Below are 21,829 nucleotides of genomic sequence, written 5' to 3'. Positions count from 1 at the left end.
CATCCATGGATCATAAAATGTCGCGCTCGCCGTGGGTTATTCATTACGACGGCTCGAGCTGCAACGGATGCGATATCGAGGTGCTGGCCTCGCTCACGCCGCTGTTTGATGCGGAGCGCTTTGGCGTGGTCAACACTGGCAACCCCAAGCATGCGGATATCTTTTTGGTGACGGGCTCGGTCAACGCGCAGAATCTGCCCGTCGTGCGCCAGATCTACAGCCAGATGCTCGAGCCCAAGTGCGTGGTGGCGTGCGGCATTTGCGCGTGCTCGGGCGGCGTGTTTCGCGATGCCTACAACGTGATCGGCGGCGTGGACCGCGCGATTCCCGTGGACGTGTACGCGCCCGGGTGCGCCATTCGTCCCGAGACCGTGATCGATGCCATCGTGGAGGCGTGCGGCATTCTGGACCAGAAAGAGGCCGTGATGCGCGCCGGCGGCGATCCGCTCACCGTGGGCGGCGCCGCCACCTGGGACGGTGGCGTTGAGCTGGGCGAGGACGGGTTTGTGGCCGCGGGGGCCGGGACTGACGGTGCCGGTGACGGTGGAGAGGCCGATGTGTCTGCCGGGAAGTCCGCCACGCCCGCCGCTGTAAAGGAGGCCGAGTAATGCAAGAGGCAATCTATACCACCGTCGGGATCGATGAGCTCCTGTCGCATGTCCAGGCGCTCAAGGGCGCCGGTGCCCGCTTTGTGCAGATGCACGCCGAGCGCAACGTCGACGACGGTTCGTATCGCTTGGTCTATACATTTATCAACGTTCATGCTGCTCAGGAGCATATTGCGCAGGACGGCAGCTGTGCAATCGAGAACCTGGTGGTTGAGGGCATCGACCAGTACCAGGAGATTCCGTCCATCAGCTCGTATTACCCCGCGGTGTTCCCGTTTGAAAATGAAGCGCACGATCTGTTTGGGCTTGCCATCACCGACATGCAGATCGACTTTAAGGGCTTTTTCTACCAGGTCTCGACTGCCGAGCCCATGAGCGTTATCACGCCCGAGGTGAAGGCCGCGCGCGAGAAGGCCATGAAGGTCCGCGCGGCTGCCGAGGCCAAGGCGCGCAAGGCCGCGGCCGAGAAGGCCGCCGCGGCTGCGGCTGCTGCAGGGGAGGGCGTTGCGGGCGCCGGCGATGCCGCGGGCGCCGCTGCTCAGCCCGCTGCGGCTGCCGGCTCCGATACTCAGCACGATGAGGCTGCTGCGAAGGCCGCGCTCAAGGCCGCCGAGATGGAGGCAAAGCTCGCCGCCATGGATCCCGAGAAAGCGGCCAAGGTCCGCGCGGCGCTTGCCGCCAAGGCCGCTCGCGACAAGCAGAAAGAGGAGGCGTAAGGTCCATGGCACATCGTTCCGTTATTCCGTTTGGCCCGCAGCACCCGGTGCTGCCCGAACCGCTTCATCTAGACCTGGTGATCGAGGACGATCGCGTCATCGAGGCAATTCCACAGATCGGCTTTGTGCACCGCGGGCTCGAGAAGCTCACCGAAAAGCGCGACATGCATCAGTTTGGCTACATCGCCGAGCGCATCTGCGGCATTTGCGCCGTGGGTCACAGCTGCGGCTATGCCAGCGCCTGCGAGCGCATGCTCGACATCGAGGTGCCCGGCCGCGTGCAGTATATTCGCACCATTCTGCACGAGCTTTCGCGCATCCACTCGCATCTGCTGTGGCTGGGCCTGCTCGCCGACGCCTTTGGTTTTGAGGCGCTGTTCTATCGGTCGTGGACCCTGCGCGAGCAGATTCTCAAGATCTTTGAGAGCACGTGCGGCGGGCGCGTGATTCTGTCGATTAACGAGATCGGCGGCCTTAAGCACGATATCGAGGACTCCGAGCTGGCGGGCATTGTCCAGACACTCGATGCCATGCGTCCCGACTACGAGGCCCTGGTGCATACGTTTTTGGACGACGACAGCTGCGGCGAGCGTCTGCATGGCGTGGGCGTGATCAGCAAGAAGGACGCGCTGGAGCTTTCGATGGTCGGCCCGTTTGGGCGCGCCTCGGGCGTGGACTATGACGTGCGCATGTTTGGCGACGGCGCCTATGCGGATCTGGCTGCGTTTGAGCCAATTGTCGCTACCGATGGCGACTGCTATGCCCGCTGTCAGGTGCGTTGCGCCGAGGTCACGCAGGCTATGGACATCATCAAGGAGCTAGTGGGCAAGATTCCGCACGACGGGATCGGCGGGCGCACCAAGCTCACGCCGGCCGACGGCGCACGCGGAGAGGTTGTGATTGAGCAGCCGCGCGGCGAGGCGTATTACTATGTGCGCGGCAACGGCACCAAGAACTTGGACCGTTTCCGCGTACGCACGCCGACGTCGCAGAACCTGGCGGGTCTGACACATGCGCTGCAGGGCGTGCTCCTTGCCAACGTGCCCATGATTATCCTGACCATCGACCCCTGCATTAGCTGCACGGAAAGGTAGGCACGGCATGAGTTTGCTGACATTTGCCAAGACGGCCTTGGGTTCCATGGTCAAACAGCCGGTCACGGTGCGCTATCCGCAGGAGAAGCTGACGGCGCCCGAGCGCCTGCGCGGGCACATCGTCAACGACATGGATGTGTGTATCTGCTGCGGCATGTGCGCGCGTCGCTGCCCGGCGGGCGCGCTTGCGGTCGATCGCAAGGGCGGAACGTGGTCGATCGACCCGTATGCCTGCGTGGTGTGCGGCGAGTGCATCGAAAGCTGCCCCAAGCACTGCCTGACTATGGACACCGCGCGCACTCCAGTCGCGGCGGACAAGACCCCCACGGTAGAAACCAAGCCGGAATAGCGCTGGGATGGGGCCGGTGGGGCAAAAATGCCCCACCGGCCCCGCGCGTGAACGCGCGGTTGGGCCGCCGCGAACAAAACCATGCCGGATTACGGGGCTGGATAGCGAACCTCCGACCATACAGAAAATCGCAAAAACAAAACCGCAGGTAGATAGCCTGACGTTTTTCAAAAAATGAAGGTATGGATGAGGGCCTCGGCTTTAGCCCCGTAATCCGGCATAGTTTTGAAATACCACCATATCCGTAGCATCCCTTGATCTCCCGTGGACAGAGGGAAACGGATTATTTTGGCCTTGCGAGGGCTGCCGCGTGACCCGTCTACCACGAAATGGGCCCATCTACTACGTTTAGGCCGCTACCCTCAACCATGGCAAGTAATGTGAAATAAAAACCGCAGGTAAAACGCCTGCGATTTTTCATGAAACGCGGGTATGGTCGGGGGTATCGGGTCAAACGTAGTAGATGGGCCAGTTTTGTGGCGAGCGCCACCAATTGATTCCCCGGGGACGGAGGAAAACGGGTCATTTTGGCCTGATGGCTCCGAGTTGCACCCGTTTTCCTGCGAAAACGCCGTGTCTCAACTTTGGTGAGACATTTGTCTCACGCCCAAAACAGAATCTGGAACATGTGTCACCTGCCCAAATTGTGTCTCATTTCGTAACTTTAGGCTGTTGCAAGGTCTGAGACCGCGAGAAGGGAGACGCGATGAGTAAGTACACGAGGGGTCTCTTGGCGGTGATACTTGCCGTAGTGCTTGTGTTGCCGGCTGCAGCATTTGCCATGCTGCCCGAGGCCAACGCCAGGTCCAGCACAGGAATGGACGGACCGGCCATGACCGGAAAAACGGTCGTCGACCGCGATACCAGCAACTACTGGAAGTTCTGGGCCGGCGGCTATGACGGCAAGGAAGTAACAACTCAAAACGTCGGCCGAATCTGGACCGATAAGACGGTCAAGGCAGTCGAGAACGGGGATTCTGATTTCCTGACCACGCTGTCTGCTATCTCTTCGACATCCGATACGACGGTCTCCGGCAAGCCGCTCGACATCGTGCTGGTGTTGGATGCTTCTGGCTCGATGAAGGATGACATGAGCGGAAACGACGGAACCAAGCGTATTGATGCGCTGAAGAAGGCCGCCAATAGCTTTATTGACACCATCGCCACGCAAAACCAAGGTATTGCAGATGAGTCCAAGCAGCACAAGGTCGCCATCGTTAAGTTCGCGGGCACAAAGTCCACTGATGTCGGCAACGGTAAGGATAGATACGGCTACAACTATTCGCAGACCATGAAGAAGCTGACGCTCTGCAAGGGCGAGGACGCGGAGAGCCTTAAGAGTACGATCGACTCCATCAGTCCCGCTGGCGCCACGCGAGCCGATTACGGCTTACAACTGGCTGAGGGCATTTCGTCTGATCGCGCCGACGCCAAGAAGGTCGTCGTCTTCTTCACCGATGGCTCGCCCACGAGTTGGGACGAATTCGAGAACGAGGTTGCCAATGACGCTATCAACAGCGCCAAGAAGATCAAGGATAAAGGTGCCGACATTTATACGATCGGTATCTTTAGCGGCGTAAACCCCAGTGCCATCCCCACGGCTGATGGCACAAGCAAAGAGAATAAGTTCATGCATGCCGTGTCGAGCAACTATCCTGCCGCCTCATCCAGCATTTCTGTCTGGGACGAATGGACCATCAACTTTGGTGCGCGCGCAGAAAACGCCAATTACTACAAGTCGGCAACCAGCGCTTCTGAGCTCGAGAAAATCTTCGAAGAGATCTCGGGAAGCATTATCCAAGCCGGTTACCCGACCGAAGTTCACGGCGGTTATGGCGAGCATAAGTCTGGCTATATTACGTTTACTGACGAGCTGGGCGACTTTATGCAGGTCGACAACTTTACGTCTGTCGTGTACAACGGCGAGACGTTTACTGGCCCGGCAATGAAGGCCGAGGGCAATGTCGATACCTATACATTTACTGGTGCCGCCGCGAACTTGGTTATCACCGTTCAGCATGCCGGAAAGGGCGAGCCCCAGACCGGCGATATCGTAACGGTCAAGATTCCCGCGTCGCTGATTCCGCTGCGCCACTTTAAGATTACCGATGGCGTTCTTACGGTCGACGATACTGAGCCCATCCAGGTGAACTACACCTCGAGTGTTAAGAAAGACGCGCTCGATAACCTGTTTACACCCGAGCAGGTAGTGGGGCTTAAGGACTACATCAAGAGCAATACGATCACCGCGGAGAACGGCTCCAAGACTGTTAACTTCTACGCGAACAAGTGGAATGGCGGTACGCTGGGCGATACGATTGCGAACTTTGAGCCCGCCGATTCCAACCGTTATTACTATTTCCAGAAGCAGACTCCCATTTATGTGGATAAGAACTGCACAACGCCTGCGACGGGCTCGCTGGCTGCCGAGGGCATCTATTACTACAAGGATGAGTTCGAGGCGCTGGGTGCAGGCGGTAAGGCCGAATCCCGTACCGCTGTTATCAAGTTTAAAGGCGGAGACGCCGCGAGCTCTGAGGACGCCTTCGTGCGCGACGCGAACGGAAACCTGTCGTTTAGCAAGGGAACCGCGCGCCTGGCCTTTATTGACGAATTGCATATCACCAAGGAGCGTGTGGGCGGTGACAACCCCACCCGCACCGCGGCCGACGTGCTCAACCCCAAGTGGAACAACAACGCCACGGAGGTTGACGTTCACCTGGGCAATAACGGCAAGATCAGCTTTGATATGACGCCGGCAACGGTGGATACCAAGACGAGCTTTGGCCTGACCAAGGTGCTTGAGGGTCGTGATTGGACGGATACGGACGAGTTTAAGTTTGAGCTCTCCGCGACGTCCGAGAATGACGCCCCGATGCCCGCACCCGCGACCGCGATCGTGCACAAGGCTGACCTAGACAAGGGCAAGGCAGCTATCGACTTCGGCGAGATCACCTACAACAAGCCGGGCGAGTACACCTATGAGGTCCGCGAGGTCAAGGGCGGCGCCGGTGGCATCACCTACAGCGAGAACGTTGCCACGTTCAAGGTGACCGTGGCGGTTAAGGCCACGGGTGGGCTTAAGGCTGATGTTGAAAAGATCTCGGGCGAGACCGAGTTCAAGAACACCTATAGCGTGAAGCCTGTCGAGGACCAGATCACCGCGACCAAGGTCCTGACCGGGCGCGACCTCAGGGACGGCGAGTTCTCCTTCGAGCTCGTCGAGGGTAACGATGTCGTCGTCACCGGCAAGAACGATGCCGACGGCAAGATCGTCATGGACAAAATCACTTACGATAAGCCCGGCACTCACACCTACACGCTGCGCGAGAAGCTCCCCAACGAGGCGGGGCTGAGCAACGGGATCACGTACGATAAGACGAGCTACACCATCAAGACGAGCGTCATCGACAACGGCGACGGCACGCTTAAGGTGACCCATACGCTCGAGGGCACCAAGCCGGCACGCTTTGAGAACAAGTACAACACTGCCCCGAATAAGTCCAGCGTCACCGACCAGATCACCGCGACCAAGACCCTGACCGGGCGCGATCTCAAGGAAGGCGAGTTCTCCTTCGAGCTCGTCGAGGGCAACGATGTTGTCGCCACCGGCAAGAACGACGCCCGCGGCAAGATCAAGATGAGCCCCATCGAGTACACCGCTGCCGGCAATCACACCTACACGCTGCGCGAGGTCCCGGGCGACGCCAACAACGGCATCACCTACGACGGCAAGACCTACACCATTGAGACGACCATCACCGACAAGGGCGACGGCACGCTCGAGGCGAAGCATGTCCTGAAGGGCGACGACGAGGCGAAGTTCAACAACAGCTACAAGCCGAATCCTGACGAGTTCAGCGTCACCGACAAGATCGCCGCGACCAAGGTCCTGACCGGCCGCGACATGGCTGAGGGCGAGTTCTCCTTCGAGCTCGTCGAGGGCGAGGGCAGGGACGCCAAGGTCGTCGCCACCGGCACCAACGCCGCCGACGGTACGATCACGATGAGCGCCGTGAAGTACGACAAGCCCGGCACCCACATCTACACGCTGTGCGAGGTCAACGGTGGAACCACTAGCAAGGGCATTACCTACAGTGACGCCAAGTTCGCCATCGAGACGACCATCACCGATAACGGCGACGGCACGCTCAGTGCCCAGCATGTTCTGAAGAATGCCGAGGCTGCGATCTTCGAGAACACCTACAGCGTGACTCCGCTCAAGACCGAGCTCGACTTTGGTCTGAGCAAGGCTATCGATGGCCGCGACTGGACGGACGCCGATAAGTTCAGCTTTACCATCAGCGCAGCCGAGGGTACGGACGCCCCGCTGCCCGACCCCGCAACCGTGACCGTGAGCAAGAAGGACGCGAAGGACGGCATCGCCGCCATCAACTTCGGCGAGATACGCTACACGGCTGCCGGAACCTACAAGTATGAGATCCGCGAGAACGCGGGCAATGCGGCAGGCATGACGTATGACGGACATGTCGCGACCGCCGAAGTGACCGTGACCGAGAACGGCGAGGGCAAGCTGACCGCCAACGTCACCAAGAAGGAAAGCGGCCGCTTCACCAACACGTACCGCACTGAGCTCGATTACGCCGCGGCCGGCGGCCTTAAGCTTAGCAAGGCCCTCTCCGGACGTCCCATGACCGAGGGCCAGTTCACCTTTACCGTGACGCCCGCTGACGCGGCTTCTGCCAACGCGCTCGGCCTGCACGAGGGTGCCAACGTGTACAAGTCCCCTGCAGCGACAGAGGGAACCGTCGGCCTGATCGACATTCTGGCCGGCAAGGAGGTCAAGTTTACGCAGGCTGACGCCGGCAAGACCTTCAAATACACCGTGGCCGAGACGAACGACCACAAGCCCGGTTACACCTACGACGATGCTGTCCGTACCGTGACGATCGCTGTCACCGACGATGGTGCCGGTACGATTACCGCTACGACGACCGTCTCCGGCGGTCCCGAGGGCACGCACGAGACGATCCACAAGAGCGGCGAGAACAAGGTTGAGAGCGCTCTGGTCCCGTTCAAAAACAGCTATAGCGCATCGACCGATGCGCACGGTGGTGACGTTGCTCAGATCGTTGCCACCAAGACCCTGACCGGTCGCCCGATGGTCGACGGCGAGTTCTACTTTGGCATCGCCTATGCGGGCGAGACGGAAGCCATCGAGGGCACGTGCGTTACCAACGTTAACGGCCAAGTGAGTTTTGGTGCTCTGCATTACACGACCGAGATGCTCGCCGACCTGGTAAACGCCAACCGCGCCATCCGTACCGACACGGATGCCAAGCTTGCATGGACCATCAACTACACGGCCTTCGAGTACACGTCTCCGCTCGCAGCAAAGGGCATTACCGCCGCAAAGCCGAGCTTTAGCTTTAAGGTCATCGTCGTCGACAACGGTGACGGGACTCTGACGGCGACGCCCGCCTACGACGGCATTCAGCCCTTGTTCGAGAACGTCTACGGCGCCGATGCCGCTGATGCCGCGCTCGCTGGCACCAAGAAGCTCCAGGCAGCTGAGGGCCTGACCCCGGCCGACATCGCGGGTAAGTTTACCTTTACCGTGACCGCTGACGAGGCGGGTGCCCCGATGCCCGAGCGCACGACCGCAACCAACGACGCGGCCGGCAACGTGGACTTTGGCAAGATCCACTTTACGCTCGAGGACCTCAACCGCGCCCTGGGCGTGACGGACGATGCGACCGATAAGGCCGAGGCAGACGAAGCTGACGAGGCTGAGGCCGACGAGGCAGAGGCTGAAGAGGCCGACGCCGACGCTGATGTCAACGCCGACGAGCCCAGCGACGAGTCCGAGCCCGCAGCCCCCACCGCCCCGCGCTCGCACACCTTTACCTACACGGTGACCGAGTCCGGTAGCGCCTCTGGCGTGACCAACGACGTCAACGCCACGCGCAAGGTTTCCTACACCGTGACCGATGACGGTGCCGGACACCTGAGTGTCGTGCGCAATGGCGACGACGGTGCGGCCTTCACGTTCACCAACACCTACAGCGTGACGCCTACCGATTCGTCCGTGACCGATCAGGTCAAGACGGTCAAGCGTCTGACCGGACGCGACCTTGCAGCTGGCGAGTTCACGTTTGATCTGCTCGAGGACGGCGTGACTGTCGCTAGTGGCACCAACGACGCCAGCGGCAACGTTACGCTGAGCCCGATCCGCTACGAGGCGCCCGGCACGCACACGTACACGCTGCGCGAGGCTTGCCCCAACGCGCTCGGCCTGTACAAGGGCGTTACCTATGACGGCACGACCTACACCGTCGTGACCACCGTCTCCGACAACGGCGACGGCACGCTGACCGCGACGCACAAGCTCGAGGGAACCACCGAGTCCGCTGGCTTTACCAACAAGTATCACGCCGTGCCCACGCAGGTCTCCATCGGCGCGATCAAGGTGCTCGAGGGACGCGAGCTCAAGAAGGACGAGTTTAGCTTTAAGCTCGCTGGTGAGGACGTCGAGTCCACCGTCACCAACGATGCCGACGGCAAGGTCAGCTTCGACAAGTTCGAGTACAGCGAGCCTGGTACGTACGTCTACACCATCAGCGAGGTCAAGGGCGACGAGGCCGGTATGACCTACGACAAGTCCGTCTTTACCGCGACCGTCAACGTGGTCGACGGCGGCGAGGGCAACCTCAAGGCGAACGTCACCTTTACCAAGGGCGACAAGAGCGTCGAGGGTATCGTGTTCAACAACACGTACAAGAAGCCCGAGACGCCCGTGCCGACGCCCGATCCCGGCACGCCCAAGACCGTGACGAACATCGTCAAGACGGTCAAGGGTTTCCTGCCCACCACGGGTGACCAGCAGGCCGCTGCACTGCTCATGGCATTTGTTATTGCCATGGCTGGCGTCGGAGCCCTGGTCTGGGGTATCCGTAAGCGCTAGGCACGCTGGCAGCGCCCGGGGTCAAAAGGCCCCGGGCGGCCGGCGGGGAGCCAGAACATAGCCCCACCCCCCACCCCCAGCCGCCACGGAGACGTCTCCCCTCTCCGTGGCGGCACTTTTGTGCGCAGGGGAGGAAGGGCCGCCACGAAATCGGCCCATCTACTACGTTTATCCCCTTACCCCCAACCATGCCAAAAAACGCGAAAACAAAACCGCAGGTAGAACGCCTGCGGTTTTGTTCAAAACGAAGGCATGGTCAGGGGTATCGAGTCAAACGTAGTAGATGGGCCGATTTCGTGGTTGGCGCCGCCAAATGATCCCCCGGGGACGGAGGAAAACGGATCATTTTTGGCCCCACGCGGCTGGTGGGTGCGTTCGCGCAGGACCGTTCAAACAAAACTATGCCGGTTTACGGGGCTGAGTCACGAGTCCCCAACCATGCCGATATTCGTGAAAATAAAACTGCAGGTAGACGAGCCGTCATTTTGCAGAAAACGCGGGTATGGATGGGGGTCCTGAGTTTAGCCCCGTAAACCGGCTTAGTTTTGAAATGGCATTAAATCGATGGCAGCCATTTTGCTATGCCGGAGCGGTCGGCCGTTGGGTAATTACCCTCGCAGGTAGGCGATGGCGATTTGCGTACGGTTGCGCAGGCCCATTTTGGCCAGGATCGAGCTGATGTGGTTGCGCACCGTGCCTTCTCCCATATAAGCCGTGGCGGCAATCTCCTTGTTGTCGAGGCCGCGGGCGATAAGCTCGGCGACTTCGAACTCGCGGTCGGTCAGGCCGGCAAAGGCCGCGGGCCGGCGGGTCGTGCCGGCCTCGACGCCCGCCCCATCAAAGTTGATATCCTCGATCGCCTTACCCTCGAGCACGCGCTTGCCGCTCATGACTTGCGCCAACGCCGGCGGAATGGCGGCGACATCGGTTTTAATCAGGTAGCCGCGGGCGCCCAGCTTGAGCGCCGACACAATGTACTCGTCATCCGAGAACGTCGTCAGAAATACCACGCGCGCCGCAGGGTCGCGCTCAAGGATCTCGCGCGCGGCCGAAAGGCCGTCGCGCCCCGGCATCTGAATATCGAGCAGCGCGATATCGGGCGCGTGCTCGGCGTAGAGTGCCACCGCGTCGTTGCCGTCGGCTCCGGTGCCCACCACTTCGATCTGCGGCTGGGCGCCCAGGATAATCTTGAGCGAATCGACTACCAAGCGGTCGTCGTCGACAACTATGAGCCTCATCGGGCGTCATCTCCTTGCTGTTTGGGGACGGTGGCAAACACGCGCCAGCCGGGGGCGCCGGCGCGCAGGCCGGCGGTGAAGGTTCCGCCAAGCGCCTCGACGCGCTCGCGCATGGAGACGAGCCCCATGCCTTCTGCGACGTTGCTGCTGCTCGCCGGGGTCGCGTCCGCGCCATCATCGGTAACGATGAGCTGGTAAAACGACGGATGCTCCATGCACCGCACGGTAATGGTTTTGGCATGGGCGTGGCGCATGGCGTTGGACAGCGCCTCGCGCAGCACCGCCGCAAAGCAGTTGGCGACGTTGGCGGGCGCATGCTCGGCCAAAACCTCAAGCTCAATCTGCGGACCGCTGTCCGAGCGCGCGCCTTCAACGATGCGTTCGAGCTGCACGGAGAGGTTGGTCGCATTGTCGTTGAGCGCGTGGACGCTGGCGCGCACGAGCTGGAGCGCCTCGTCAACGGTGTATTTGACGTCGGCGAAATCGGCGGCAACACCGGGCTCGTTGGCATGGACCACGCGCAGGGCTTCGGTTTGAAGCGAAGCGCGCGTGAGCTGGTGGCCCACATTATCGTGGATCTCGCGCGCGATGCGGGCGCGTTCGGCGAGCGTCGCGAGCTCGACTTCGTAGTCCTGGCGGTCGGCGAGGTCGCGGTTGCGTGCCTCGAGTGCCAGGGCGCGTTCTTGCAGCTTGTCGCGGGTGCGACGCATGCGTTCCTGTTCGCGCTCCAGCTGCGCGGTGCGCAGCGACAGCAACGTGGCGGCGACCGAAAGGATGGCGGTTAGCAACAGCGTTCGGGTGGTGAGCGCGCCGCAGCGAAGGTCCGTGGCAAGTGCGCAGGCAAAGGCGGAGCCAATGCCCAGCGCGGGCCAGATGCGTTCACGGCGCACGCGTCGCGCGATGTCATAGAGGGCGAGAGGTGCGAACGGCACAAACGGCGGCACGAAGACAGCCGCGATGACGTAGGCGTAGCTGCCGGCCTCGCTGGCGCGACGGGCGCGTTCTCCCTGCGCGACCTCGGCCAGCGCGGCGATGACAACGCCAAGGCAAAACACCGCGACCAGGCGAGCATCCACAGCAAGGCCCGTGGCGGCTGCGATGCAGCACGCCAGCACGATCGATTTGTCGAATAGCCTGTTCATACGGGTATTGTACGCGAAGCCGCGCGTGGTGGAGGGACCGCCTGCGCAACCGTGACATTCCTCCCACGCGGCAAAGCGGGGACGTCGGCAGGCCGCACGGCCAAGCTCCGCACTCGTGACAAAGCTCACTGGTGCGCGCCGCTCGCTCCTGCGATGATGCAATCGTACCGGGCCGCAATCAACAGAAGGGCCGCCTCATGACAGACATCGTCCACGTCGAAAACCTCGTCAAGCGCTACGACGACCTTATCGCGCTCGACCACTTTAGCCTGAGCATCGCCCCCGGCGAGATCTTTGGCCTGCTGGGCCCCAACGGCTCGGGCAAGACCACGTCCATCAACTGCATTCTGCAGCTGCTCGCCTACGACAAAGGCACCATCGAGCTGTTCGGCGAGCCCATGACGCCCGCCCGCTACGACCTCAAGCGCCGCATCGGTGTGGTGCCGCAGCAGGTGGCGGTGTTTGACGAGCTTACGGTGCGCGAGAACATCGACTATTTCTGCAGCCTTTACGTCAACGACCGCAAGCGCCGCCGCGCGCTGGTGGACGAGGCGATCGACTTTGTCGGGCTGGGCGACTTTACCAAGTTTCGCCCCGGCAAGCTCTCGGGCGGCCTGGCGCGTCGCCTCAACATCGCCTGCGGTATCGCGCACAAGCCCGAGCTCATCTTCTTTGACGAGCCCACGGTGGCGGTCGACCCGCAGAGCCGCAACGCCATCCTGGAGGGCATCTGCCGCCTGCGCGACGAGGGCGCCACGGTGGTGTATACCAGCCATTACATGGAGGAAGTCGAGCAGATTTGCAGCCGCATCATGATCATGGACGGCGGACGTGTGCTGGCACAGGGCACCAATGACGAGCTCAAACGCATGATTCAAATGGGCGAGCGCGTGACTGTCGAGGTCAGCGCCGTAGAGACCGCCACGGTCGAGCGGCTGCGCGCCCTCGAGCACGTGCTTTCGGTTGAGTTGTCCGGCGGCGAGCTCGTCTGCACCTGCGAAGCGAGCCCGCACAATTTGGTCGACATCCTCGACACGCTGCGCGCCGCCGATGTGGCGCTCGGCCGCGTGTGGAGCGAGCCGCCGACCCTCAACGACGTGTTCCTCGAGATCACCGGCCGCGAGCTGCGCGACTAGGGGGCAGCCATGTTCAACACCATTATCATCACGGTCAAAACGCTGCTGCGCCGGCCGAGCACGTGGGTCTGGGGCGCCCTCTTTCCCATCGCGCTTTCCACGATGTTCATGTTTATGTTTGCGAACCTGAGCTCCGACGGCACGGTCGACCCGGTGCCGGTTGCCGTCGTGGCGGACAAGGTCTGGGACGCTTCGACCTTTAAGGATGTGGCGACGTCGCTTGCCAAGGAAGGCGACGACCAGCTGCTCGAGATCCACGAGCTCGACGACGCAGCCGATGCGAACCGTGCGCTCAAGGCCGGTGAGGTCGCGGGTATCTATACGGTCGACGCTGCGGGCACGCCCAAGCTCACACTGCTATCGAGCTACGACAGCTCGCGCGCATCATCGGTGCTCACCGATCGCAGCATCCTGGAGACGGTGGCAAGCTCGTATACACAAAATGCCGAGCTCATGTCCCAGATTGCCCAGGACAACCCGGCGGCGCTCGCCGACCCCGAGGCGGTTGCGCGCGCCCTGTCGCTCGAGGGCGGCACCCGCCGCGTAAGCCTGACACGCACCACACCCGACGGCACGGTCATCTACTATTACGCGCTTTTTGGCCTGGTCGCGATGATGTCTGCCGAGTTTGCCGCCTTGAGCGTCGTCGACTTGCAGCCCAATCTGTCGGGCCTTGGCGCGCGTCGCTGCGTGGGCGGCCTTTCTAAAACGGCGTCGCTGGCCGGTATCTTTGTGGGCTCGTGGCTGGTCTCCTTTGTCTCGATGGCGATCGCGATCGGCTACGTGCGCCTGGTTGTGGGCGTCGACTTTGGCGGGCGCGAGGGGCTGTGTCTGGTGGGCGGTGCCGCTTCCGCGCTTGCCGCCACGGGCCTGGGGCTCTTTGTGGGCACTCTGCCCGTTAAGGGCGGCAAGGCATCCAAGTCGGGCATCCTCACAGGCTTTGCCACCACGTGCGCTTTGTTCGCTGGGCTCTACGGCGAACCGGCGATGGCGCTTGCCGATGACGTCGCCCGCGCCTGCCCGGCCGAGTGCTGGCTCAACCCCGTCAAGCTCATCTGCGACATGTTCAACCGCCTGTATTTCTTTGAGGACCTGGATCCTTTCGCCGTTCGCGCCGGCGCGCTGGTCCTCATGGCACTGCTGTTCGTTGCCGCCGCCACGCTGATCTTTGGAAGGAGCCGCTATGAGCACCTTTAAGACCGCGCTTCGCATGGCGCTCGCTCACCCGTTCTACCTGCTCATCTACACGGTGTTCATTTCGCTGATGGGCGTATTCATCGCGGCATCTGTGAGCTGGAACTCGTCGCAGCTCACCGAGTACAAGCCCTACGACGCCAACGTGATCGTGGTCGACCGCGATGGCAGTGATCTTTCACTTGCGCTCACCAAGCACCTAGGTTCGCGGTTTGACCTGGTCACGGGCGTCGGCGATGACACGTACGACCTTGCGGACGCGCTCTCCAAGAGCAACAGCGCCAAGGGCAGCGCCGACTGCGTGTTCTTTATCCCGGAGGGGTTCGAGGACGACCTGGTCGCGGCTGCCCGCGCGGGGGAGTCCCTGCCCAAGCTCGATGTGACCTACGGTGCCGGCACCATGGCGGCGGCGCTTTCGTCTGCCGAGGCTTCGCGCTGGATCTCGCTCGCGGGCGCTGCAGCCGCACTTGAGCCCACTGCCTCCAACGGCGACGTTGCCAAGGCCGCCGAACATGCCGCTGCAAAGCGCGCGGAGGTCCAGATCGAGCGGGTCAAGGTCGACTCGGCTGCTGCCGCCACGCTCGAGTCGTACTTCAACTTTGGCGCGTACGCGATTATCTCGTCGGTCATCGTGTCGGTGGGCTTGGTGTTTTCGGGCATGAACGAGCCCGAGCGCGTGCGCCGCATGGATGCCGGCCCAATCTCCGATCGCCAGCGTTCGCTTGCCGTGTTTGCGGCCGCCGCCGTGCTCACCGTCTGTATCTGGTTTGTGTCGAGCATGATGGGCGTCGTGGGCTTTGCCAGCGCGGTTGCCGAGGTCGGCGTGGGCCGCGTGTGCCTTGCGCTGGCGGCAACGTTTGCCCTAGCGCTGACGCCACTGGCCGTTGGCTTTACGCTGTCGAGCCTGGGCGCGCGCGAGGAGCTGCTCAACGGTGTGGGCAACCTGCTTGGCATGCTCATGACGTTTTTGGGCGGCGCCTGGATGCCGCTGTCGCTGATGGGCTCGGCCGTGCAGACTGTGGCGCACTTTGTGCCGACATATTGGGTGAACGACGCGATTGGCAAGGCGCTCGCCGCGGACCTGACGTCCACCGTGCTGGGCGACATCGCTTGCGATCTGGGCGTCACCGTGCTCTTTGCCGCGGCCATCGCCGCCGTAGGCCTAGCCCTCGCCCACAACAAATCCCACGCCTAGACACCTACTCATTGGGGACAGACTTAAACGACCAAAAGTATTCATTGGGGACAGACTTAAATGACTAGCCATCGGGGGCAGATAAGGAGCGTCCCCAACTGCCGGGTGGCGAAAGAGCGTCCCTTGTGACTGGTCATTTAAGAACGTCCCCAATGACTAGTCTGAAACAAATCCCCACTCTCGCCCCAAAATAGTTCGCCAAGGTTTACTATTACGTTCATAAAGTAGTACTAGGCTAACAATGGGGGATACCATGGCAACGCAGGAAGCCTACGTCCAGGTTAAGGATCTCAAAAAGCACTACGGCGACGGTGATGCGCGCCTGACGGTACTCGATGGCATTGACACGTCCATCAACCGCGGCGAGATCTGCGTCATGCTGGGTCCCTCGGGCTCGGGCAAGTCGACCTTTCTCAACCTGATCGGCGGCCTAGAGGATGCCGACGCCGGCTCCATCATGGTGGACGGCTGCGACCTCACGGTGCTCAAGCCTACCGACCTGGGCGAGTATCGCCGCCGTGAGCTGGGCTTTGTCTTCCAGTTCTACAACCTGGTGCCCGATCTCACCATCAAGGAGAACATCGAGGTCACGGCGCACCTGTCCAAAAACCCGCTCAATGTCGACAACCTGCTGCGTTCGCTGGGCCTTTACGAGCACCGCAACAAGTTCCCGCGCCAGGTCTCGGGCGGCCAGCAGCAGCGCTGTGCCATCGGCCGCGCACTCGTCAAAAACCCGGGCCTGCTGCTGTGCGACGAGCCCACGGGCGCGCTTGACTATAAGACGTCCAAGGAAATCTTGCAGCTCATGGAAGATGTCAATCACGAGTACGGCTGTACCATCATCATCGTCACGCACAACGCCGCCATCGCCCGCATGGCCAACCGCGTACTGCGCCTGCGCGACGGACGCATCGTCGAGGATGAGCTCAACGAGTCGCCCGTCGCGGCCGCCGAGCTCGATTGGTAGGCGGCGCCATGACACCTCTCGCAAAACGTCTCCCGCGCGAGCTGCGCCGCAATATCGGCAAGTACCTGGGCATCTTTCTTCTTATGTGCGGAAGCATCGCCCTCACCTCGGGCTTTTTGCTCGCGGCCCACTCCATCGGTTGCCTTATCGACGACATGCGCGATGCGTACACGATCGAGGACGGCCGCGTGACCACCTCCTTCGAGGCCACCAAAGACCAGCTCAAGGCTGCCGAGGACGCGGCCGGCGATGTCGGCGGCGTCACGCTCTACAAGAATTTCTCCATCGACGCCATCATCAAAAAGACCGCCGGCGACGACGGCACCAAGCGCACGCTGCGCACCTATGCGCACCGCACCAAGGTCGATATCGCGTCCTACTGTGAGGGCAAGGAACCCAAGGCGGACGACGAGGTGGCCATCGACCGTGTCTTTGCCACCAATAACAACCTGTCCGTGGGCGATAAAGTCGAGCTCGAGGGCCGCACCTACATCATCTGCGGCATCATGACTCAGCCCGATAGCCAGGCGCTGTTCCTCAACAATTCGGACTTTACGGTGAACACCATCACGTACGGCGTGGCCGAGGTCACCGATGGCGGCTTTGCCGCGCTCGAAGATGCCGGCGGCGCACCCGCCTACACCTACACCTACTCCTTCACCTTTACCGATCGCGACCTCCCCACCGCGGACCGCATCGACGCTGAGCAAGATATGGTCGAGGCACTGACCGACGCCGATGCGCGCGTGGACGATCTGATCGACTCCGATTCCAATCAGGGCATTGGCTATGCGCGCGACGACGTGGACGGCGACTCTATGATGTGGATGACGCTGCTCGACATCATCATCGTGATCATGGCATTTGTCTTTGTGGTGCTCACTGACGCCACCATCGAGGAGGAGAGCGCCATCATTGGCACGCTGCTCGCCAGCGGCTATCGCCGCCGCGAGATCGTGCTGCACTACCTTGCGCTTCCCGCCATCGTGGGCGTGGTCGCGGCGCTTTTGGGCACTGCGCTCGGCGTTGTGTTCTTTACCGAGCCCATGCGCAGCCTCTATTACGGTTCGTACAGCCTGTCGCCCTTCCAGGTGTACTGGAGCTGGGAGATCTTTGTGAAGTGCGCCGTGGTTCCCGCCGCCGCGCTCATCCTCATCACGCTGGTGGGTCTGCTTCGCAAGATGGGCAAGACGCCGTTGCAGTTCCTTCGTCACGAGGCGAGTGGCAAATCGGGCACCAAGCGCGGCCTGCAGCTGCCGGAGCGCATGGGTTTTGTTTCCCGCTTCCGCCTGCGTATCTTCCTGCGCAATCTGGGCAACTTCGCCACGCTCTTCGTGGGCATCGCGTTTGCCTCGCTGCTACTGCTCTTTGGCCTGGCAATTCTGCCCACGATGACGCACTACGCCGATAACCTTGAGACAAGCCTGGTCGCCGAGCACCAGTACACGCTCAAGGCGCCGCTGGAGCTCGAGGGTACTGCCGAGGAGCGCGAGCAGTGGTCGGCACTCGAGCGCTTGCAGTCGGTTGACGGCGCGCTGCTTTCCGCCGCTCAGGATGCCGATGACGAGCTTGACGACGCGGCCGATGCGGCGCAGGCGGCAGCCGATGCCGCGACCGCATCTCCGTCTGCCGAGAGCCTGACTGCGGCGCAGGATGCGCTTGCCAAGGTCCAGGACAAGAAGGATGCGCTTTATGCGCGCCTCGATGACCTTGCCGATGCCCTCGGCTGCGACCGCGACGAGGCTATCGACCTGATCGACAAGGCCTCTAAGATCGACACTGACAACGACGACATTCACCCGGTTAACACGACCGATAACGGTGCAGACAAGATTGCGCAGACCGAGAAATATGCCGTTTACCAGCTGCAATACGACCGCGGCGATGGTAATGGCGAGGAGACGATTTCCGTCTACGGCATCTCGCCCGATTCGCGCTATTGGAAAGACCTCAACGTTGGCGATGGGCGCGTCGTCTTTGGCGGCGGCCTGCTCGACAAGTTTGGCTGGAGCGAGGGCCAGAAGGTCACGCTCATCGACAAGTACGAGGGCGAGCATTATTCCCTTGAGTACGCGGGCAAGGACTGTGCCTGGGGCTCCAAGTCGGACATGAATATCTATATGAGTATCGACGACTTTAACGAGCTGTTCGGCAACGACGCCGCCTACTTTAACGGCTATGTGAGCGACGAGAAGCTCGACCTCGATGCTCGTTACTTTGCCGGCGACACCACGCCCGACGACATGCGGGCCGTGGGCGACCAGTTCATCGGCATGATGAGCAAAATGATCGGAATGATGATCGGGCTCGCGGTGTTTATCTTCCTGCTGTTTATGTACCTGCTGACCAAGGCGGTGATCGACCACAGCGCCCGTTCGATCAGCTACATGAAAGTCTTTGGCTATCGCGATAGCGAGATCTCGCATCTGTACATCCGCTCGATCACGCTGTGCGTGGCAGCGTCACTCGTGCTGAGCCTGCCGGTCATTATTGGCTCGCTCACGGCCATCTTCCGCTCGATGTTGCTCGCCTACAACGGCAATATCGAGATCTACGTGCCCGCTTGGTCCATGGCGGCGTGCGCAGGAATCGGCTTTGCAACCTACCTGGTCGTGGCGCTGTTGCACATGCGTTCCATCAAACGTGTGGGCCTGGCCGAGGCACTCAAAGTCCAAGAGTAGTCATTTAAGAACGTCCCCAATGACTAGGTGCCGTACTTGACTTTAACTCTGCTTTAACTGGTACCATCCTCTATGTCTGTAACGCCATGTAGACCGAGGGGATATATCTATGACCGCAACTGCACCCGCAGCACCCGCCAAGGTGTACTTCACCAACCTGCGTACGCATGCTCGCGAGAGCCAGCTCGACAAGCTCAAGCGCCTCATCCGTCACGCCGGTATCGAACAGATCGACTTCGAGAACAAGTTCGTCGCCATTAAGATTCACTTTGGCGAGCTGGGCAACCTGAGCTTTTTGCGCCCCAACTACGCCCGCGCCGTCGCCGACGTCGTGAAGGAGCTGGGCGGCAAGCCCTTCCTCACCGACTGCAATACGCTCTATGTCGGTAGCCGCAAAAACGCACTCGAGCACATCGATACCGCCTACCAGAACGGCTTTACCCCGTATGCTACGGGTTGCCAGATCATCATCGCCGACGGCCTCAAGGGTACCGACGAGGCGCTCGTCCCGGTCGAGGGCGGCGAGTACGTGCGCGAGGCCAAGATCGGTCAGGCGCTCATGGATGCCGACATTGTGATCAGCCTCACTCACTTTAAGGGCCATGAGCAGGCCGGTTTTGGCGGCGCCATGAAGAACCTGGGCATGGGAGGCGGCAGCCGTGCCGGCAAGATGGAGCAGCATGCCGCCGGCAAGCCGAACGTCGCGACCGAGCACTGCGTTGGCTGCCATGCCTGCGAAAAGATCTGCGCGCACAACGCTGTCTCGTTCGACGGCACCCGCGAGCGCGAGCTTGCCAGCGGCGCTACTCGCACGGTGCACGTGGCTGCCATCGACCACGATCGCTGCGTGGGCTGCGGACGCTGCATTGCGGCATGCAACCAGGACTGCATCAAGCCCGGTTATGAGGCCGCGGCCGACGTGCTCAACTGCAAGATCGCCGAGTACACCAAGGCCGTCGTCGACGGCCGCCCGAGCTTCCACATCTCGCTTGCCATGGACATCAGTCCCAACTGCGACTGCCATCCCGAAAACGATACGCCTATCGTCAACGACATCGGCATGTTCGCGAGCTTCGACCCGGTCGCCATCGACCAGGCCTGCGCCGACGCCGTCATGGCGTCTGAGCCGCTGCCCAACACCGAGCTCACCGATAGCGCGGCCAAGATGGAGCATAACCACGAGCATCTGGAGGGCGAGCAGGCCAAGGATCCCTTCTGCATCACGCATCCCGACACCGACTGGCGCGTGTGCATCGCGCATGCCGAGAAGATCGGCCTGGGCACGAGCGAGTATGAGCTCATCGAGGTCAAGTAGCACCTAGCTATTAGACAAAACAAGCGCCTTTGTAGCACAACTGTTAGTAAAAGCCGCCCGTGAGCACAGTGCCCACGGGCGGCTTTTCGGAAGTGCTAGGGGGTCAGATAGGCCAGTAAACCGTACTATTTGCCTAAAAATACTCGTCGAGGAAGCTACTGACCGTGTTCCAGTAGAGCTCGGGGTCAACCTGCGCGCTCTTGGCGTGGGTGGCGCCGTGGACGGTGAGCTTTTGCTTGACCTTGCTGGCACACGCCTCGTAGTTTTGGTCGAGCATGCTGTACGGCACAAAGGTGTCCTGGTCACCGTGGATAAACAGCATGGGAACCGTCGCGCGCTTGAGCTGCTCCACGCTGCTCGCCTTATGAAAGTCGTATCCAGCGCGCACGTTGCACACCAGGTTGGCCACATCGAGCAAGGGAAAACTAGGCAGGCCGAACACGTCTTTGAGCTGCAAGGAAAACTCGTCCCAGACACTCGTATAGCCGCAGTCCTCGATAATGCACTTCACGTTTGCGGGCAGAGATTCCCCCGCCACGTTCATGGCGGTTGCCGCGCCCATCGACTCGCCAAAGACGAGGATGCGCGCCTCGGGATCGGCCGCAACGATCCGCTCAATCCACGCGACGACATCGAGCCGCTCGGGCCAGCCCATGCCGATGTAGTCGCCGCCGGAGCGCTCGTGGGCGCGGGCGGCGGGCGCGAGCACGTTCATGCCGCGGTCGTGGAAGCGCTTGACGTATCGGGCCATTCCGATGGGTTCGTTGGTGTATCCATGCAGGCAGACGGCGTAATCGTGCGTGCTCTCCGGAGCAGCGAAATACCAAGCAGCAAGTTCACACCCGTCATCTGCAGTGAGACTGCTGCTCTCGCGATTCTGCTTAAACCAAGCCCGCGCTTCGGTCTCCTCGGCATCCATCTGCTCGCCTTTTCCGGCGTCCTTTCCGTCCTGCATCATCTTCATGGTGTAGGGCGCTTGGGGGTTCAGGGCAAAGTCGAACAGGAAGTTGCCGGCAAACCCGAGCAGCGCGACAACAAGCGCCAGCGCAACGACGCCGGCTATCTTCAGCTTTCGATAAGAACGTGCGTTTTGAGACATAAAGAAGCTTTCCCATAAGATGTTAATACATCAACATTTAATGCAAGCGCATTATGGATGTTCACCGTTGATGCGTCAACAGGCAAAGAATGGGTAAACAAAGGGTCACGTAAGGTGCAAATTTCGCACGTACCCAGACGCTTTGATATAGTGTTGAGAACTATTTATGT

The 21,829-nt window shown here is 61.2% G+C and carries 14 protein-coding genes; 11 read left to right on the top strand and 3 right to left on the bottom strand.

All coding sequences use genetic code 11. The features are described 5' to 3' along the window. Nucleotides 1-5: 5 nt before the first annotated feature. The 5 genes from nuoB to AAAX59_RS06925 all read left to right on the top strand — a co-directional run bounded on the left by nuoB (nt 6) and on the right by AAAX59_RS06925 (nt 9,692). Nucleotides 6-608 (top strand): NADH-quinone oxidoreductase subunit NuoB, encoded by a 603-nt coding sequence (gene nuoB, locus AAAX59_RS06945; protein WP_349071252.1) that lies wholly within the window; start codon nt 6-8, stop codon nt 606-608. Continuing rightward, the gene (locus AAAX59_RS06940; RefSeq protein ID WP_349071251.1) at nt 608-1,324 is read left to right on the top strand and encodes an NADH-quinone oxidoreductase subunit C; all 717 of its coding nucleotides are present in this window, start codon (nt 608-610) and stop codon (nt 1,322-1,324) included. Before nuoB ends, AAAX59_RS06940 begins: the two co-directional genes overlap by 1 nt. A gap of 5 nt (nt 1,325-1,329) precedes the next feature. Then, on the top strand, nt 1,330-2,418 hold the full coding sequence (locus AAAX59_RS06935) for a nickel-dependent hydrogenase large subunit (RefSeq protein ID WP_117759794.1): 1,089 nt from the start codon (nt 1,330-1,332) through the stop codon (nt 2,416-2,418). A 7-nt stretch (nt 2,419-2,425) separates the two neighbouring features. Further along, nucleotides 2,426-2,767 carry a 4Fe-4S dicluster domain-containing protein gene (locus AAAX59_RS06930; protein ID WP_138113720.1) on the top strand — a complete coding sequence of 114 codons (342 nt, stop codon included), beginning with the start codon at nt 2,426-2,428 and terminating at the stop codon, nt 2,765-2,767. A 706-nt stretch (nt 2,768-3,473) separates the two neighbouring features. Next, nucleotides 3,474-9,692 carry an FctA domain-containing protein gene (locus tag AAAX59_RS06925; RefSeq protein ID WP_349071250.1) on the top strand — a complete coding sequence of 2,073 codons (6,219 nt, stop codon included), beginning with the start codon at nt 3,474-3,476 and terminating at the stop codon, nt 9,690-9,692. 608 nt (nt 9,693-10,300) lie between these two features. Here AAAX59_RS06925 and AAAX59_RS06920 read toward each other — a convergent pair. Both AAAX59_RS06920 and AAAX59_RS06915 read right to left on the bottom strand, forming a co-directional pair. Further along, nucleotides 10,301-10,930: a response regulator transcription factor gene (locus AAAX59_RS06920; RefSeq protein WP_349071249.1), complete on the bottom strand. Its 630-nt coding sequence runs from the start codon at nt 10,928-10,930 to the stop codon at nt 10,301-10,303. Continuing rightward, nucleotides 10,927-12,201, bottom strand: a complete 1,275-nt coding sequence (locus AAAX59_RS06915) for a histidine kinase (protein WP_349071248.1) — start codon at nt 12,199-12,201, stop codon at nt 10,927-10,929. The genes AAAX59_RS06920 and AAAX59_RS06915 overlap by 4 nt, the downstream gene beginning before the upstream one ends. Before the next feature lie 68 nt (nt 12,202-12,269). On the opposite strand from AAAX59_RS06915, the gene AAAX59_RS06910 reads away from it, so the two are divergent. From AAAX59_RS06910 to AAAX59_RS06885, 6 genes are all read left to right on the top strand, one after another. Further along, nucleotides 12,270-13,208 (top strand): ABC transporter ATP-binding protein, encoded by a 939-nt coding sequence (locus tag AAAX59_RS06910; protein WP_349071247.1) that lies wholly within the window; start codon nt 12,270-12,272, stop codon nt 13,206-13,208. A 9-nt stretch (nt 13,209-13,217) separates the two neighbouring features. After that, nucleotides 13,218-14,405 carry an ABC transporter permease gene (locus AAAX59_RS06905; protein WP_349071246.1) on the top strand — a complete coding sequence of 396 codons (1,188 nt, stop codon included), beginning with the start codon at nt 13,218-13,220 and terminating at the stop codon, nt 14,403-14,405. After that, the gene (locus AAAX59_RS06900; protein ID WP_349071245.1) at nt 14,392-15,597 is read left to right on the top strand and encodes an ABC transporter permease; all 1,206 of its coding nucleotides are present in this window, start codon (nt 14,392-14,394) and stop codon (nt 15,595-15,597) included. The genes AAAX59_RS06905 and AAAX59_RS06900 overlap by 14 nt, the downstream gene beginning before the upstream one ends. Nucleotides 15,598-15,850: 253 nt before the next feature. Beyond that, nucleotides 15,851-16,564 carry an ABC transporter ATP-binding protein gene (locus AAAX59_RS06895; protein ID WP_349071244.1) on the top strand — a complete coding sequence of 238 codons (714 nt, stop codon included), beginning with the start codon at nt 15,851-15,853 and terminating at the stop codon, nt 16,562-16,564. 8 nt (nt 16,565-16,572) lie between these two features. Next, nucleotides 16,573-19,245 carry an ABC transporter permease gene (locus AAAX59_RS06890; protein WP_349071243.1) on the top strand — a complete coding sequence of 891 codons (2,673 nt, stop codon included), beginning with the start codon at nt 16,573-16,575 and terminating at the stop codon, nt 19,243-19,245. A gap of 109 nt (nt 19,246-19,354) precedes the next feature. Then, nucleotides 19,355-20,560: a DUF362 domain-containing protein gene (locus AAAX59_RS06885; RefSeq protein WP_349071242.1), complete on the top strand. Its 1,206-nt coding sequence runs from the start codon at nt 19,355-19,357 to the stop codon at nt 20,558-20,560. A 133-nt stretch (nt 20,561-20,693) separates the two neighbouring features. Here the strand turns inward: AAAX59_RS06885 and AAAX59_RS06880 are convergent, their stop codons facing one another. Further along, nucleotides 20,694-21,659, bottom strand: a complete 966-nt coding sequence (locus AAAX59_RS06880) for an alpha/beta hydrolase (protein WP_349071241.1) — start codon at nt 21,657-21,659, stop codon at nt 20,694-20,696. Between the last annotated feature and the right edge of the window lie 170 nt (nt 21,660-21,829).

Source organism: Collinsella sp. CLA-ER-H2, assembly GCF_040092405.1.
Taxonomy (GTDB): domain Bacteria; phylum Actinomycetota; class Coriobacteriia; order Coriobacteriales; family Coriobacteriaceae; genus Collinsella.
The sequence above is the reverse complement of the archived record's forward strand: the minus strand, read 5'-3'. Positions and strand labels throughout refer to the sequence as shown.

Coding starts and splice junctions, on each gene's coding strand:
- nuoB (WP_349071252.1), top strand. CDS start 6: ATGGATCATAAAATGTCGCGCTCGCCGTGGGTTATTCATTACGACGGC.
- AAAX59_RS06940 (WP_349071251.1), top strand. CDS start 608: ATGCAAGAGGCAATCTATACCACCGTCGGGATCGATGAGCTCCTGTCG.
- AAAX59_RS06935 (WP_117759794.1), top strand. CDS start 1,330: ATGGCACATCGTTCCGTTATTCCGTTTGGCCCGCAGCACCCGGTGCTG.
- AAAX59_RS06930 (WP_138113720.1), top strand. CDS start 2,426: ATGAGTTTGCTGACATTTGCCAAGACGGCCTTGGGTTCCATGGTCAAA.
- AAAX59_RS06925 (WP_349071250.1), top strand. CDS start 3,474: ATGAGTAAGTACACGAGGGGTCTCTTGGCGGTGATACTTGCCGTAGTG.
- AAAX59_RS06920 (WP_349071249.1), bottom strand. CDS start 10,930: ATGAGGCTCATAGTTGTCGACGACGACCGCTTGGTAGTCGATTCGCTC.
- AAAX59_RS06910 (WP_349071247.1), top strand. CDS start 12,270: ATGACAGACATCGTCCACGTCGAAAACCTCGTCAAGCGCTACGACGAC.
- AAAX59_RS06905 (WP_349071246.1), top strand. CDS start 13,218: ATGTTCAACACCATTATCATCACGGTCAAAACGCTGCTGCGCCGGCCG.
- AAAX59_RS06900 (WP_349071245.1), top strand. CDS start 14,392: ATGAGCACCTTTAAGACCGCGCTTCGCATGGCGCTCGCTCACCCGTTC.
- AAAX59_RS06895 (WP_349071244.1), top strand. CDS start 15,851: ATGGCAACGCAGGAAGCCTACGTCCAGGTTAAGGATCTCAAAAAGCAC.
- AAAX59_RS06890 (WP_349071243.1), top strand. CDS start 16,573: ATGACACCTCTCGCAAAACGTCTCCCGCGCGAGCTGCGCCGCAATATC.
- AAAX59_RS06885 (WP_349071242.1), top strand. CDS start 19,355: ATGACCGCAACTGCACCCGCAGCACCCGCCAAGGTGTACTTCACCAAC.
- AAAX59_RS06880 (WP_349071241.1), bottom strand. CDS start 21,659: ATGTCTCAAAACGCACGTTCTTATCGAAAGCTGAAGATAGCCGGCGTC.